Source organism: Glutamicibacter sp. BW77 (genome assembly GCF_002332285.1).
GTDB classification, from domain to species: Bacteria; Actinomycetota; Actinomycetes; order Actinomycetales; family Micrococcaceae; genus Glutamicibacter; species Glutamicibacter bergerei.
Map to the genome: position 1 here is coordinate 1 of NZ_NRGT01000077.1, position 16,166 is coordinate 16,166.

The window sequence follows — 16,166 nt, forward strand, 5'->3', positions numbered from 1 at the left end:
ACTTGACTTGAAAATTTCCGAAATGCTGACCTGAGGAAAGTGGATCGAGTCGAAGAACGCGGCTGAACCAGTCCATGCTGGCTCAGTTGGCGACCTGTCATTTCATTGATCTGAACAGGAACCTGGTCTTTCAAGGCTTCACCGGGTCCGGCAAGTCCTACCTAGCGTGCGCGGGGGCGAAGCAGGCTTGTGTTTGTCGGTACCGTACCGGATACGTGCGGATCCCGGATCTCGAAGAAGAATGGCAGCAAGCCGTCGATAAGCCGATGGGTCAGCACAAACTATTGCGTAAATATGCCAATTACAGTGTTCTGGCGTTGGATGAATGGTTGCTGGATCCGCCTACAGGTGAGTTCTTAAGGTTCATTTTCGAGTTCATGGAGCGAAGGTATGACGCCGGGTCGACTATTTTCTGCACACAGTACTAGCAGTCGGACTGGCATGCCTGGCTGGGTGCTGGTGCGTTGGCTGACGCGATCATGGATCGCATTGTTCACAACACGATCTGGGTTGAGACCGGTGGGTTCAACATGCGTGAGGCGTATTCCAGTTCCGGGCAGTAGGAACGGGTCGCCGTTACGGTGAGATATGGGTTCAGAGCCGCCGGTTCACCGCGAGGGAAGCCGGTGGCTCTGAACGTGAATATTGGGTTGCTCTGAACCGCAAGAACGGGTGGCTCTGAAGCGCAATATCGGTGGCTCTGATCGGGTCAAATATTCACTTTGGCCCCGCTTCAAAGCTGAATTCTGGGCTTACGGTGACCGTCGACTGACTTAGGATATGCGCTCAAGAGCAACTGGATTAATTCATAGTCAGCCTTAGCGAACAGATCTTCAAGTTTGCTCCCCATCTTTTACGCATCCAGTGGTAGCTGCGCGATCAACGGTCACTGGCATTTTGAACGAAGATATTCTTCACGTCTCGCCTCCAATATTGCTCATGTCGGATGCGCTGACGGGCTTACTCGCACAAAGCCTTGGAATCAGTTTCGACCCACTAGGTTGGAATCAAGACCTACATAACAAGATACAGCCTTTCACAAGTTCAACTTTGAACCCATTGAGTCATCCGGTTCCGGCACTTCAATGTCCTCCTGACGCTGCTCTTCTTGCTCATCCAACCAAGCCCTGGGTACTGGTCTTGACCAAGAGGCAACGATATCTAGAAAACATGCCGTTTCGTTGTCCGCTTTATATACAAGGTTTCCGATACACCGGGGTACTTCGTTCCGGTATTGGTAGACCAACAATTAGGCTGTCAGTTCTATCTTCCCCACTCCGATGAACCTCCTTGGGCTCTTGCTTTAAAGCACTGACTCTCAGCTAGGAGAACCTCATCGTAGATTTTCTAATAACTATGAATCCATCAGCAACCAGTGCTTCCGATAGGCGGAACCGGACCCGCTGGCGATTAGGTCGTTGGCAATCGTGATGAATCAAGAATTTGACGGTAGTCCGACAGACAAAGAGTCAGTGGCTAGGACGACGGCTTCTCACAATCACCTAAGAATTCCCAATTGTTCCCTCACCCCCGGTCCATAGGTATGGATTAGTGATTTGGCAACGGGTATCGGCTTCGACCCTTCACTGGTTTTGTCCCTTCTAGGTAGATCCCGCCCCCACGGTTCGCGAATGACACAAGATCTGTCGCGGTAGAAAGAGAGAACGGTTCAAAGTAGAGGTCTTTAGAATTAGTTAGTGCTGCGACTACCATTCTTCGCCAAGACCTCAACTTTCTGGTCCTTTGGCAACTTCCACGGGACACGGACCGTCTGCTTCCCTGCGTTCCACCTGATTCTTGCAAATTCACGTGACTCGTACTTACGAAGTCGACATGTACGAGCGTCGACGCCAGAATGATTCTTCAACGGCTTCAGCAGACCACCACAGTGAAAGTGACTGAGTATCAATTATTCCTGCACCTAAGTCTCACCCGTGTGGTGACTTCGACGGTTTCAGCGCAGACACGGTTCCACACGATGCTCCCCGAAATCGTCGAACGTATCGTCCCTACCACGAGCGATAAATCAGTGTTGCAGTCATAACACCAGCAGCAGACAGACAACACAATCGCTCCCGTTCCTGGACTGAACGACGTCTCAGAGTTCACCAGCGGCCTAGCCGGTGGTGTTTTGACCCTGGGTAAAAGAGGCTGCTGGCAAGGTGTCCAGAGTGAACGTCAATGGACGTCAGAGAATGTAGCCGACGTGGGGCTGGAGAATTCGCTTTGGCTCTTTGTATTAGATATGTTTCACGTGAAACAGAGACAGGAACAGTCGGTGCGTGGCTACGAGAATGCCAGCGGCCATACAAATCCAATCTACGTGGCTGAGGTTACCTACATAAAATTCAACTACGAAGAGCACTCCAAAGACCCCCACGCATCCTGAGGAGTTATTTAATATGCCGATGCCACTCGTCTCCCCGGTGAAGCCCAATACTGCACTTCTGCCCATTCGTTCTTGCCACGGGTAGATCAGTTTCGACAAATGGAAAATACGAACTGGCATATCCTCGATAGTTCTTTGCTCAACGAATGGTCAGCGAGGATCGCTCCCATTCACGTTGGAATCATCCCCACCCGGTTTGGTTGCAACAACTGAGATGAACCTGTGACTGCACCACGACAACGGTGATTATTCGAAGGAGTCAGAGTCAATTAGTACCCGCATTGAGGGCCGCCCATTAGCCTCATTTATAACTGTCGCTTCTTCAAGCCACGATGGACGGTAGCTCGAGGGAAATTACCCTGTCGAGGTAGCGCTTCAGGAGCAAGGCCTCCTGCTCGAAACTCTCACGCATATAATGCACTGATGGCTCCAGCACAGATCTAGTTCGAAACGATATGGTGCGTACACGTCAGTTATATCGTCGCTAACACGAGCGGGTATGCCAGGACGGTTGCGCGTGCTGTTTACTTACGATGGTCGAGTCCGTTGATTATTTGCCTCCTTGGTAGCCACCAAGATTGCAATTCAGCGCCATATGGTCACTACAGCGATATTCGGTCGCAGAGCCGCTTGGTATTCCCTGTTGGAGCCACCCTACGATCTGTTTCCGTCCGGTCAGCGGCACGCAACTATGACAAGTTGGCAGTTGTGCTTCTTGCACATCTAAATCGTACGGAGGGCTGTACAGAAACCTCATGCTGAATAGGTATCGGCGGCATGCGCTGTCGCATCGAGCCTAGGTTCTTACTGACCATTGCCCGTCAACTCGCCGTCGCAGCAATGACAGGATAGCTGGCAACAGGCTGATTAGTGGTCAAACCCAACTAGCAGGCCAATTATTCTTCTTGTCAATGCATCTTGAGTGCCTGTCCACGCAATGGCTAGCGGTTTCTCGGCATGAGGCACTCGTCAGAAACCAAGACGAGAGTGATGTTCCTGCAACACATGTACGCCGGGAGGGCTCTCTAGCTATGACAATCAATCCGGGAATCACCATAGATTGAGCATGAGAGTGATGCCCGGGCTATATCGCTTGAGCCAGGTCAGATCGTGCCCCCAAGCGAAACGGTGATGTTTGAGGGGGTACGGATGCGTATGTGTTTGCGATTTGCCGGTCATTCTACGACCTCCTCTCTTTGATCCCATCGATAAGGTGTATCTAGATGCGAGCCGTCCTCGACGGGTGCACTGCAGCTTGGTGGCTCTGATCTGCAATAACGGGTGGCGCTCAACCACAATATTGGTAGCTCTAAAACTTGCGCATATTCACCCACGTTTTCCACTGCATCAAAAGTCATGGCGATGCCCGCCAAACTACTGATCCATGACTAGGCGGCTACCCGCGCAACGGTACAATCCCGATATTTCCAAAGCATGTATCGTCCTCCCCGATCACCAACTGTGTGCCACCAACGATCACGTGTTGACATGATTATTAGACCCGCTGACAGGGACCATTTTGAGCTTCAGAGCCACACCAGATCTTCATTTAGATCCACTTTGTCTGTCTCCACTCCCCCATGCAGCAATATCTCAAGAGAGGAGCCGGCCACCAGATAGACAACAAATCGAGGCGAGGAGCATACTCCAATACCGCCTGAACGGGATGCCCGGACAGTATGGCCAGCCTCCCTAAGCATCTTGTCCCAAGGCGCTGTATCTTTGAAAGCCGCAACACAGTTACTAAGGACTCTGACGATTTCTGGAATGTGTCGTTGCATCCAGAAACTAAGAAATGAGAAGGCGACGACCACCGTCAGTAAACAGTACGAGCAACAGGACGCTTACCCACTCGCGTCGTCTTCGTTACGAGTTAGGATGGCGTTCGATATCGGCTGGGCTCAAATATGCGGCGGACCAGTAGGTGCACCAAACGTGCGAATTTTTCGTGCATTAGCCTTTGCTCCAGAAAACAGCACCGTGGCCAAGTTCGTGCCTCCAAACCACTGACCATCATATCTAGATTATTGGTGCCCTGAACGAGAATTATGGTGGCTCTGGTATGCAGTAACTGGTGACAATGAAACCTTTGAAAATTTCGTCAATGGTAAAGAAACAACTTCGGCAAGAGAGGTAGTAGTTTCTGACCTCTTGAATAAAAATTGAAGTTTCTGGTCCAACCATTTATATGATTCCAACTGGAATCTTCTTCTACGGGCCTTTCTGTAGGTGGCAGACGTTTATTCGCAGGGCGCAAAAAAATAGCACCGACTTGACGGCCTCCTTGAGAGAGCCTCTGTGAAGAATCTTGAAGCAGTAAACGTGTCAGCAAGAGCTTCTTGAAAGCGGTCTAAACGGAGAACCCGAGCACCTTCTATTCCTTTCACGACCCAAGCATAGAAAACTAGAGCACCCTGGTCGCGCTACAGCGACCTTACGGGCCACCAGTGGGACGAGACCCTCCCCCTGAGCCTAGAAGCGGCTCAGTGACTCCTTAGGTGCCGATTCAGCAACTTTTTTGGTCGCAATCATTCTCCAGTAGAATCCGCAGTGGAACCCACGCACTATCGTTGCCAGCCAGAACCTACTTCACTTTTCCTTACTGATCTTGAACTCAGTTTTTAAACAAAGGCGGTCATGTTTCACGTGAAACATGACCATCATTGTTAGCTGAAGCCTATGATTTCTTAAGGTCCGGATCTAGAACTTCCATGATTCTGTTCAGGTCTTCAACGGACGCGAATTCGATACTAACTTTACCTTTTCGAGAGCCCAACTGAATCTTCACGCTAGTATCCAGTCGATCGGCCAGAGAAGTAGCTAGGAAATCAAGCCGTTCGTTTCGCTGGGTTTCTCGTGGTTTGGCATTCTTCTTGACCGGCTTATCGCCACTGAGTGCTACGGCTTCTTCTGTAGCGCGAACCGACAGGCCTTCATTGACGATGCGTTGAGCGAGTTGTTCTATCGCTTCCCCATTGGACAGGCCGAGCAAAGCTCTTGCGTGCCCCGCAGAGAGGACTCCCGCCGCAACTCGTCGTTGAACCAAAGCTGGTAGCTTCATGAGCCGAATAGTGTTCGAAATCTGTGACCGCGAACGACCGATACGATCAGATAAGACCTCTTGTGTGCAGTTGAACTCTTCGAGTAACTGCTGGTAAGCAGCCGCTTCTTCCAGCGGGTTGAGTTCCGACCGATGTAGATTTTCAAGCAGCGCGTCACGTAAAAGGTCGTTATCTTGAGTGTCGCGGATAATGGCTGGAATCGTAGACAGGCCCGCGGCTTGAGTAGCGCGCCAACGACGCTCACCCATGACCAGTTCGTATGGGGCCTCATTTTCTTCTCTCGAAGGCCGAACAACGATCGGCTGAAGCAACCCGATTTCCCGGATGGAATGGATGAGTTCATCCAGTTGTTCCTGATCGAAGTTAGTTCTTGGCTGCTTACGGTTCGGATGGATCTGGTTAACATTGAGTTCAGCAAAACTTGCACCAGGAACGTCAACTAGTCCTGGAGAAGATTCTTCAATGTTAGGAATAGTCGCCTTCTTCGAGACAGCTGGTTCAGTTTCTCTTGGAGCCACAGACGAAGTTAAACCAGGCATGGCCGCACGAGTTTTTTTGCCATTTTTTGCAGGGGTGATCTTAGAGGCAGAAGACGAAGATTTCCGCCCCGGTTCAAAGAACATATCCACAGGGCGTGCAGATTTGGTTTTGCTTACTTGCGGTTCAGTAGAAGATGTTTCACGTGAAACTTCCTCAACAGTCTCAGGTGCAGCGCCTGTTGGTGAACTGGAAATCAGGGCACCTAGTCCCCTGCCTAAGCCACGCTTTTTCTCAGCCATTTGCCGGCACTCCTTCTCATCCAAATACTCAGCCATGACTAGTCTACTGTTTACTCGACAAACAAGGGGGATGTTGCTCGCCTTGATTGTAAGAAGTCTCGAAGAGTACAAATACAAAATTTTCTCGTTAAACAACAATAAGCGGGTTATTTCCCGCTTAAGTTGGCTCAAAAGCTTTCGGTTAGACCCGAACGGCTCTTTCCGCAATCTCTATGGCTGCCTCCATGTAAGACAGAGCACCTGTAGAGCTTGGATCGTAAGTAATGACCGTTTGTTGGTAACTAGGTGCTTCAGAGATGCGCACGGAACGTGGAATCACGGCTCCTAAAACTTGCTCCGGAAAATGTTCCCGAACTTCGTTAGCAACTTGAGCTGCAAGGTTCGTTCGTCCGTCATACATGGTCAGCAGAATCGTAGATACTGTCAACTTTGAATTCAAGTGCTTCTGAATCATTTCAATGTTCTTCAACAGCTGACTGAGACCTTCCAGCGCGTAATATTCGCACTGAATCGGAATCAGAACTTCTCTGGCAGCCACAAACGCATTAACTGTCAACAGGCCGAGGCTCGGCGGACAGTCAATGAAAACATAATCCAACCGCGGAAGGCCCTCGCGCTGTCGGGTTCGCGCGTAGTCGTCCAATGCTCGTTGCAACCGCTGTTCACGGGCAACCAGAGATACCAACTCAATCTCTGCGCCGGCCAGGTGAATGGTTGCAGGTGCAACTTGCAATAAAGGTAGTTCAGGGCATGTCGCGATGACGTCAGCCAACGGAAGATCGTTGATTAGAACATCGTAGATGCTATCCACTTCCGAATGATGCTCAATGCCGAGCGCAGTTGATGCATTACCCTGTGGATCAATATCGATCACAAGAACATTCAAACCGCTCTTTGCCAGCGCAGCCGCCAAATTAACCGTCGTCGTCGTTTTACCGACGCCACCCTTTTGATTCGAAATGGTCAGGTAACGAGTCTTCGGAGGAGTGGGAACCTTACGCTCAGAAATTGCTTCGCGTCGGCGGTGCTCGCTAGCCAATTGACTAGCAAGGGGCGAAGAAGAGTCATTAAAGTCAAAAACGTTACTCGACGAACCTTTAGCCTTGGACAAAGGTGAAACTCCTCCTCGTAATTTGATGCGTGCAATTTTCGCAGATAGTTAGACTTTGTTTCACGTGAAACACTCGAAAACAAACGTCTTAGCGTGTGTTCAATTTAGATGTCAAAAGACTTCAAAATTTTGCATCGTGCCGCATCGAAAGCTACTTAAAGACTAACGCCTAAGCCTTAGCCAACCTTGATTCGAACCACCGTGGTGACTTCTTCAAGAATGTCTTCACCCACAGTCAAAACCTCGGTTTTGGTGCCACCGAGCTTACGAATGACTTTTTGAGCCTTGTCGATTTCTTCTGCAGCCGAACGACCCTTGATCGCGATCAAGTCGCCCTTGCCATGCAGTAGTGGAATGGTCAAGCCTGCCAAGTTGCTCAGGGCTGATACAGCACGAGCCGTAACGTATCGAGCGTTGATCGTCTCGACCATCTGTTCTGCGCGTCCACGCATCACAGTAACGTTATCTAGCCCAAGATCATCAATAACCTCTGTCAGCCAGATGCAGCGACGCTCTAGCGGCTCAATCAGAGTTAGTTTCAAGTCTGGACGTGCGATGGCAAGGCATAGCCCAGGAAGCCCTGCGCCACTGCCTACGTCGGCCACTTCAGCGTCCTGCTCCATAAACGATTCGATGATCGCACAGTTCAATACGTGGCGTGACCAGAGGCGTGGAACTTCACGTGGGCCAAGTAAGCCCCGTTCAATTCCGGAGGTCGCTAGGTGCGTTACATAACGCTTGGCAAGATCCAGTCGGTCGCCGAAAATTTTCTCGGCGGCTACGGTCTCCGCAGCTGTCAGGCTGAGGTCCTCAGTCATTGCATTGGTCCTTAGAACGTTCGAAACCGCGAATAGCGATGTACTTAGTTAGCTAGCGTCGAAACGACGATGTGGCGACGAGCGGATTCGCCCTCGGATTCCGAGTGCAAGCCGGCATCAGCGATCACATCATGAACAAGCTTGCGCTCATATGCGCTCATCGGTTCAAGATGTACAGCTTCTCCACTTTTGCGAGCTTGCTCGATGGCCTGTGCTGCAATCTCCTGCAGTTCCTCGGCACGGTTAGCGCGGTAACCAGCTATGTCCAGGACGAGCCGTGAGCGCTCACCTGTAGCGTTCAGGACGGCCAAACGGGTGAGTTCCTGTAGTGCATCAAGGACTTCACCGTCCTTGCCTACCAGGCTGTTCAGGTCAGTGGTTGCTTCTTCGGCAACGATCGAAATGTAGGTACGCCCACCACGAATTTCGATGTCAATGTCGCCATCAAGATCGGCAATATCGAGCAGTTCTTCGAGGTAATCCGCGGCAACATCGCCTTCGTCAATTACCTCGTCTGCTTGCTCATGCTGATCCTCTAGCTCTGTTGCTTCAGGATTTTCAGTTGCAGTCATGACTACCTCTTCTTGCGGTTCTTGCGCTTAGGCTGCTCGCGCTGGCCTTTAGGCTCTTCAATGGCTGGGGTCTCGGACTCGTCAACCTTCTTCTGCCCCACAGGAGGCAGGCCCTTCTCTGCACGGCGAGCGTTTAGTTCACGTTCTGCCTGGGAGCCCGGGGTTGGGTTGTTACGAATAACCCAGAACTGCTGTCCCAGGGTCCACAAGTTCGATGCGGTCCAGTAGATCAGCACACCGATTGGGAAGTTAATGCCACCGATACCGAAGACCAAAGGCAGGATGTAGAGCATCATCTTCTGCTGCTGCATGAATGGGCCCTGAAGAGCTTCTGCGCTCATGTTCTTCGTCATCAGCTGACGCTGGGTGAAGAACTGCGAGGCGGTCATTGCAAGGATCATAATGACAGCAACAATGATTACGGCCCAGTTGATAGCGCCGGAGTTAATGGTGCCCAAGAACGTCTCGGACAGTGGTGCGCCGAGAATTGAGGACTGGTCGAAGCTGCGGATGTGGTCAGCGGACAAGGCACCGATTGAACGGCCGTCATCGCTGGCGCGGGATGCTTCGTTGAGCACGCGGAACAATGCAAAGAAGAACGGCATCTGCACGAGTAATGGCAGGCATGAAGAAAGTGGGTTGGTCTTGTGCTTCTTGAACAGCGCCTGCTGCTCTTGCACCATGGCCTGACGCGACATCTGGTCGGTCTTGCCCTTGTACTTTGCCTGGAGCTTACGAAGATCAGGCTGCAGTGCCTGCATCGCTCGCTGACTCTTGATCTGCTTAACGAAGACCGGGATCAACAAGGTACGAATAAGCAGCACAAGGAAGATAATGGACAAGGTCCAAGTCACACCCGAGCCTTCATCCATACCAAGGATCGTGAACAGTTCGTGGAAGGCCCACAGGACCCACGACACGGCATACGTGAACGGAGTCAATATCGTGTCTAGAAAGTTCATTAGCGGTCAAGCTCCTTGTGGCCGCTATCCGCGGCGTCTTCATCGTCGGGAATCACAGGATGATTCAGAACTATGATCCTCGGCAGTTTACCTTCAGGCCAAATCCTTGGTCCTTCGGGCACTTGGTCTACACCGCCGTGGGAAAATGGATTGCACCTCAGAACCCGCCAAGCGGTCAAGACGATGCCTTTGATAGCGCCGTGTTGTGTCACCGCTTCGAGCCCATAGGCAGAACAGCTAGGAAAGTATCGGCATACATCGCCGTAAATTGGCGAGATGATCTTGCGGTAAGTCTTAAGAAATCCAATAAGCAGGTTGCGCGGAATATCAATGATGAACCACAGCACCCCGGTACGCGGACTCAAGTCCTTACGCATCAGCGAACCTCTGATTTACGCTGTACAGATGCGAAAGCGGCAGTAACCTGAGTCCGCAGTTCGTCCCAAGTGAGCTCTGCAGCTCCGGGTAAAGCACGAACAACGATGTCCAGGTTCCCATCCACGCGCCTGAGCTCGTGGGCAACTTCGCGCATACGGCGTTTAGTCAGGTTTCGCTTAACTGCAATTCCCACTGCCTTGGAGACAATAAATCCAAACCGGTCCCCCGCGGCCCCTTCGGGGCGAGGACGTGCATATAGCACGACGTTCCGGCGTCCGCTTCGGGCGCCGGAACGTACAGTGACTGTAAGGTCTTGCGCTAAGCGCAATCGCTGATTCTTTGGCAACATTTTTTGTTCTAGCCAGATCTAGTTGATTCCGCCAGAACTACGCAGCCAAAAGCTGTTTCGCAAATTTATGCGGAAAGCTCGGTACGGCTCTTGCCGCGACGTGCGGACAAGATTGCGCGACCTGCACGGGTACGCATACGAAGGCGGAAACCGTGCTTCTTGGCACGACGACGGTTATTAGGCTGAAAAGTCCGCTTGCTCACGGTGACACTCCAAGAAATTTAAGTGATGCGCCGGACCCGCTACTAGCTAGCTGGATAACAACAGGCTGACGCTCGTTCTTTATAAAATGTGTAATTTTGCGGGCTCTTCTAAAAACTGAGCAGGTCACAAAACGCACACATAGGACTAAATAACGATAGGAAAAATTACGCCATAGGTCAAATTGGCGCGATTTTCAAGGACCCCTGTGCATATCAGAGTCCTACCTGTGAATAATCTACCCCAAAGTTGTGGATTACTGCATCATTTAACGAAAGACAACTCACAATCTGGGATGAAAATCCACGTCACAACGCCCATGAAAACGGTATATTTCAAGGGGAAAGGCGTTTTCCACAGGCAAACAGCTAACTTTTTCCACCGGACTGTGCATAACCATGTGGATAGTGGTTAGAATCAGTGGAGATAACGTCGCCAGAACGGCGAAAATGAGGCCCGAAGCAGGGTTTTATGTGATCAACATTGCATTAAATGATGGAAGTGGGGCGCCCTTAGTGAGCAGCGACGAGACCAATAGTATTGGGAGCTCCTGGCGTCAGGTGATTCGTAAGATCGAAGATGATGATCGAGTGAAGGCCCGTCATCGTCCATTTGTGTCCCTTGCTAAACCCCAGGGGCTCATTGGCAGTACCCTGCTTGTTGCCGTACCTAACGATCTCACTCGCGATATCTTGCAAACTCAGCTTCGCGAACCTCTCGATCAGGCGTTGCGTGAGGTCTTTCAAGACGATATCCGTTGTGCTGTCAGTGTCGATCTGTCCTTAGCTGAGGAAGTCGAACAGCCACCCGAAAAAAAGACCTCGCCAGCTCCGGTCCCAGTTCCAGTCCCAGAAACTCCCGGACCGCGCCCACAGCCTGCACCACAGCCGACGCCTCCATCAAACTCGCAAGAGTTCGGTCGGCTTAATCCAAAGTACATTTTTGACACTTTTGTCATTGGGTCTTCGAACCGATTTGCTCACGCGGCCGCGGTCGCGGTCGCTGAAGCACCGGCAAAAGCCTACAACCCGCTGTTTATCTATGGAGATTCCGGGCTAGGTAAAACTCACCTGCTTCACGCCATTGGACATTACGCGCGTCACCTCTATAAGGGGATCCGAGTACGCTACGTGAACTCCGAAGAGTTCACTAATGACTTCATCAACTCCATCCGTGATGACGAGGGTGCCAGCTTCAAGCAGACCTATCGCAATGTCGATATTTTGCTTATCGACGATATTCAGTTCTTGGCCAATAAAGATGCAACGCAAGAAGAGTTCTTCCATACCTTCAATGCATTGCACAATCACAACAAGCAGGTAGTGATTACCTCTGACTTGCCGCCTAAACAGCTGCAAGGATTTGAAGATCGGATGCGTTCCCGCTTTGAGTGGGGCTTGCTCACCGATATTCAGCCGCCTGAATTGGAAACCCGTATTGCGATCCTGCGCAAGAAAGCTGACGCCGAGAATCTTTCGGCTCCGGGTGATGTCATGGAATATATCGCCTCGAGAATCTCGACGAATATCCGTGAACTTGAGGGTGCGCTCATCCGAGTAACCGCTTTCGCTTCATTGAATAACCAACACGTTGATCTGGCCCTGGCAGAAACCGTTCTCAAGGACTTGATCAGTGCTGATGGTGCTCAGGAAATCACGCCTTCAACCATCATCAAACAGACTGCAGAGTACTTTGGGCTGACTATTGATGAGCTCAACAGCAAATCTCGTACTCGAACCCTGGTCACGGCACGTCAGATCGCGATGTATCTGCTGCGTGAGTTGACGGATATGTCATTGCCGAAGATCGGCGCCGAACTTGGCGGGCGAGACCACACCACTGTTATCCATGCGGATCGCAAGATTCGTGAGTTGATGGCCGAGCGACGCGCAATCTTCAACCAAGTGACAGAACTGACAAACCGGATTAAACAGAGTCAGCGCGAGCACTAAACCGTTAAAACACAGCTGTGGATAAGACTGTGGATTACATGAAGACAACCTGAGCATAACTGGCACCTCGAGTGTGGACTCAGAAAAGCGTGACACTGAGTATCAACAGGACCATGGAACTCAGTGTCACTGCCAGTCACAGTTTGTTCACATGCACAATTGGTTCAAACTATGGGCTCGAGGGGCTTATCCACAGTATCCACAGGGGTTATTAACACTACTTCCTTTAAACACTTATTCATCCAAATAACGAGACCTCTCCACCGACACCCGTTTTGAACTGCATTTTGTTCACAAGTTCGCGGTTACGCCCACTTGGAAAGTTCCATGAGGGCTATTCGAAGAACCCGTGGCAAGATTAAGTGGAGATATCGTGTAGCTACCTGCTCTATGCTTAAGAACTTGGCGGGAAACAACCTTCTTGGCCTCACTTAAGACTTATGGGTTCCGAAAGGCGGATTTTTCGTGAAGTTCAGCGTTGAAAAGGATGTATTGGCAGATGCCGTTTCTTGGACCGCAAGGTCTCTAGCGCAGCGTCCACCATCTCCAGTACTTGCTGGCATTTTGATCACTACCCATGAAGGCATCGTTCGCCTCGAGGGATTTGATTACGAAATTTCATCCCACATCGAGATCCCTGCTGATATTGCAGAACAAGGCAAGGTCTTAATTTCTGGCAAGTTGCTTGCGGAAATTACACGTTCATTGCCAAATTCAACGGTGACTCTCGAAACTGATGGCACAAAGATCACCGTCTCCTGCGGTCGTTCACGATTCCACTTAGCGACCATGCCAGTTGAGGAATACCCTTCCTTGCCAGCACTTCCAGAAGTTGCCGGCACCATCAATGGCCAAGCTTTCTCGGAAGCTGTATCCCAGGTTATTGTCGCCGCATCGAAGGATGACACCCTGCCGGTATTGACTGGTATCAAGGTTGAGATTGAAAATGATCTAATCACTTTCCTCGCCACGGACCGTTACCGTCTGGCGATGCGTGAACTGAATTGGACTCCAAACCAGCCAGAAATTTCTACTTCATTCTTGGTCAAGGCTAAAACCTTGAACGAAGTAGCTAAAACACTTTCCAGTTCTGGCGACCTGAAACTTGCAATCAGCCCTACCGGGGAAATGATTGGTTTCGAGAGCGCTAACCGCCGGACAACCTCGTTACTCATCAATGGTGACTATCCAAAGATTCGTTCGTTGTTCCCGGATAACACTCCAATTCACGCTACTGTCCGTTCCAGCGATCTGATTGAAGCGGTCCGTCGCGTTTCCGTTGTCGCTGAACGAAACACCCCAGTACGTATGGCGTTCACCGATGGACAGCTGACCCTTGATGCAGGAACCGGCGAGGACGCCCAGGCTGAAGAATCAATTGTTGCTTCGTTACGCGGGGAAGACATTACTGTTGCATTCAACCCAACCTTCCTCAGTGAAGGGTTGAGCTCGTTCAATACTGATTTTGTTCGTTTTTCGTTCACCAGCGCTCCAAAGCCAGCAATGGTCACTGGTCAGAAGAAAATTGATGAAGAAGACCAGGACCAATACCGGTACCTCGTTATGCCAGTTCGACTTCCAAACTCGAACTAGCAACAAGTTAGCGGTGGAGTGCTAAATATTCCACCGCTTCGTAGCTTTCAGGATTCTCGGTGTATATCTCGCAGCTTTCCCTCACGAGCTTTCGCTCGTACGTGCAGGCCGACGTACAACTAGCCCCGGGCATCAACGTACTGGTTGGACCCAACGGCGTCGGTAAAACGAACATCGTTGAAGCCATCGGATACCTGGCGAACCTCTCCTCGCACCGAGTCAGCAACGATGCTCCGCTGCTGCACTTCGGTTCCGAACGGGCACTGATCCGTGGCACGTTACATCGTGGATCTCAGTCCACCTCCCTCGAGGTGGAAATTACCAGCGGAAAAATCAATAGAGCCCGGATCAACCGGGCTAACCCGGTACGTGCACGAGAGATTCTTGGACTCGTGCGAACGGTACTTTTTGCTCCTGAAGATCTGTCCTTGATCAAGGGAGATCCATCTAATCGACGTCGTTTCCTCGATGAAATGCTGATCTCTTTAAGACCTATCGAAGCCGGTACCAAAAACGACTACGAGCGGATCGTGAAACAACGAAATGCGTTGTTGAAATCGATCAGAGGCAAATCAAAACTTAATTCCTCACAAGAGAACACCTTGCAGGCATGGGACATGCAACTGGCCACCTGCGGTGCCCGCCTCATTCGTGGCCGTTTGATGGTACTTGCCCTGCTGCGGCCCTATATGGAAGCAGCCTACGCGGATCTTGCCGATGGCAAAAAGCATGCTGATGCGGTTTATCGCTCATCTCTTGAAGGCGAGATTGACGAAAATTCCTTGCCGGTGAAGAATCTTGAGGGGTTGAGCCAAGACGAAATTCGCGATCTACTGCTGAGTGCCATCGAGGCAAACCGGGCACGCGAATTAGATCGCGGTATTTCCCTCTTTGGTCCACACCGCGATGATTTGACCCTGACATTAGGGGCAACACCTGCAAAAGGCTACGCCTCGCATGGGGAAACTTGGTCCTTTGCGCTCGCATTGCGCCTGGCTGCTTACCGCGTCTTTGGTGATGACGACCCGCGAACTGGGTCTGGCCCGATTTTGATCCTCGATGATGTTTTTGCAGAACTTGACGCTACCCGGCGGGACCGATTGGCGCATATTGTTGCCGGCGCCGAACAAGTATTGGTGACCGCGGCGGTGGCTGCCGATGTGCCCGAGGCCTTGAAAGGACACTTTTTCATGGTGAGCCCTGGTCAGGTCAGCGATGTCTGAGGAAGAACTCGACTCGGCCAAGGCGCTGCTCAATCGCATGCGCAAACTCGCCGAAGAGCGTGGTGAAACTCGAGTTGACGCTGCCCGCATGGAACGCGTCAAAAAGCGTCAAGCAACGCGTCGCGGATTCGCTGCGCCACAGGGGAAACCCGTTGAAGGATCCGCGCGCGATCCACATGCTATCGGTGAAATCGTATCGAGAATGTCTAAATCTCGCGGGTGGAATACTCAAGTTGCGGTCGGATCCGTATTGGGTCGTTGGACAGAATTGGTCGGCGAAGACGTAGCGGCACATTGCAAGCCCGAATCTTTTGAAGACACCGTGGTGGTCGTACGCTGCGATTCAACTTCATGGGCTACCCAATTACGCCTACTCAGCCATCAGATTTTGAAAAAAATTGATGCCGAATTAGGTTCGGGAATTGTCACGGTTATCAAGGTCTTGGGCCCCAATGCTCCCTCCTGGCGCCATGGCCTGCGTTCGGTTGCCGGACGCGGCCCGCGAGATACCTACGGATAAAATTGCTGGCACGGCATATGGCGCTCTAACGGAGCCGCTGGCTGGATCCCCCCTTACTGCTCCGCCAGTAACCGCTCTAAGTGATGATTCTGTGCCTACTACAGCCGATTTGATGCTCAGGATCCCTATATATTTCGCTAAACGCGGTAGAATTAGAGGCAGTGAGTGCGCGTCGCGCGGGCATCCCCCGCGTACGTTGCGCCAGACCATGGTTTTTTGTTGGCCCGTACGCAGAGTCGGCAAGGAATCGCGCACCA

Annotated in this window: 12 protein-coding genes and 1 pseudogene; 5 read left to right on the forward strand and 8 right to left on the reverse strand. The window is 51.3% G+C overall.

The window, feature by feature from the left end; translation table 11 throughout:
* Nucleotides 1–74: 74 nt before the first annotated feature.
* Nucleotides 75–563, forward strand: a pseudogene (locus CIK74_RS15785) (ATP-binding protein).
* A 4,503-nt stretch (nt 564–5,066) separates the two neighbouring features.
* On the opposite strand, the gene CIK74_RS15795 reads toward CIK74_RS15785, so the two are convergent.
* From CIK74_RS15795 to rpmH, 8 genes are all read right to left on the reverse strand, one after another.
* The gene (locus CIK74_RS15795; RefSeq protein WP_096257170.1) at nt 5,067–6,230 is read right to left on the reverse strand and encodes a ParB/RepB/Spo0J family partition protein; all 1,164 of its coding nucleotides are present in this window, start codon (nt 6,228–6,230) and stop codon (nt 5,067–5,069) included.
* Nucleotides 6,231–6,411: 181 nt separating this feature from the next.
* Nucleotides 6,412–7,341 (reverse strand): ParA family protein, encoded by a 930-nt coding sequence (locus tag CIK74_RS15800; RefSeq protein WP_096257172.1) that lies wholly within the window; start codon nt 7,339–7,341, stop codon nt 6,412–6,414.
* A 176-nt stretch (nt 7,342–7,517) separates the two neighbouring features.
* Nucleotides 7,518–8,159: a 16S rRNA (guanine(527)-N(7))-methyltransferase RsmG gene (gene rsmG / locus CIK74_RS15805; protein ID WP_096257174.1), complete on the reverse strand. Its 642-nt coding sequence runs from the start codon at nt 8,157–8,159 to the stop codon at nt 7,518–7,520.
* A 44-nt stretch (nt 8,160–8,203) separates the two neighbouring features.
* Nucleotides 8,204–8,731 carry a R3H domain-containing nucleic acid-binding protein gene (locus tag CIK74_RS15810; RefSeq protein ID WP_096257176.1) on the reverse strand — a complete coding sequence of 176 codons (528 nt, stop codon included), beginning with the start codon at nt 8,729–8,731 and terminating at the stop codon, nt 8,204–8,206.
* A 2-nt stretch (nt 8,732–8,733) separates the two neighbouring features.
* On the reverse strand, nt 8,734–9,693 hold the full coding sequence (yidC, locus tag CIK74_RS15815) for a membrane protein insertase YidC (protein WP_096257178.1): 960 nt from the start codon (nt 9,691–9,693) through the stop codon (nt 8,734–8,736).
* On the reverse strand, nt 9,693–10,070 hold the full coding sequence (gene yidD / locus CIK74_RS15820; RefSeq protein ID WP_096257180.1) for a membrane protein insertion efficiency factor YidD: 378 nt from the start codon (nt 10,068–10,070) through the stop codon (nt 9,693–9,695). The genes yidC and yidD overlap by 1 nt, the downstream gene beginning before the upstream one ends.
* Nucleotides 10,070–10,420, reverse strand: a complete 351-nt coding sequence (rnpA, locus tag CIK74_RS15825; protein ID WP_096257181.1) for a ribonuclease P protein component — start codon at nt 10,418–10,420, stop codon at nt 10,070–10,072. Before rnpA ends, yidD begins: the two co-directional genes overlap by 1 nt.
* A gap of 65 nt (nt 10,421–10,485) precedes the next feature.
* Nucleotides 10,486–10,623, reverse strand: a complete 138-nt coding sequence (gene rpmH / locus CIK74_RS15830; RefSeq protein ID WP_096257183.1) for a 50S ribosomal protein L34 — start codon at nt 10,621–10,623, stop codon at nt 10,486–10,488.
* A gap of 513 nt (nt 10,624–11,136) precedes the next feature.
* Here rpmH and dnaA point away from each other — a divergent pair.
* The 4 genes from dnaA to CIK74_RS15850 all read left to right on the forward strand — a co-directional run bounded on the left by dnaA (nt 11,137) and on the right by CIK74_RS15850 (nt 15,909).
* The gene (gene dnaA / locus CIK74_RS15835) at nt 11,137–12,573 is read left to right on the forward strand and encodes a chromosomal replication initiator protein DnaA (protein ID WP_096257308.1); all 1,437 of its coding nucleotides are present in this window, start codon (nt 11,137–11,139) and stop codon (nt 12,571–12,573) included.
* A gap of 465 nt (nt 12,574–13,038) precedes the next feature.
* Nucleotides 13,039–14,166, forward strand: a complete 1,128-nt coding sequence (gene dnaN, locus CIK74_RS15840) for a DNA polymerase III subunit beta (RefSeq protein ID WP_096257185.1) — start codon at nt 13,039–13,041, stop codon at nt 14,164–14,166.
* A 59-nt stretch (nt 14,167–14,225) separates the two neighbouring features.
* The gene (recF, locus tag CIK74_RS15845; protein ID WP_096257187.1) at nt 14,226–15,389 is read left to right on the forward strand and encodes a DNA replication/repair protein RecF; all 1,164 of its coding nucleotides are present in this window, start codon (nt 14,226–14,228) and stop codon (nt 15,387–15,389) included.
* Nucleotides 15,382–15,909, forward strand: coding sequence for a DciA family protein (locus CIK74_RS15850; protein WP_096257189.1), 528 nt, complete (start codon nt 15,382–15,384; stop codon nt 15,907–15,909). The genes recF and CIK74_RS15850 overlap by 8 nt, the downstream gene beginning before the upstream one ends.
* The last annotated feature ends 257 nt before the right edge of the window (nt 15,910–16,166 follow it).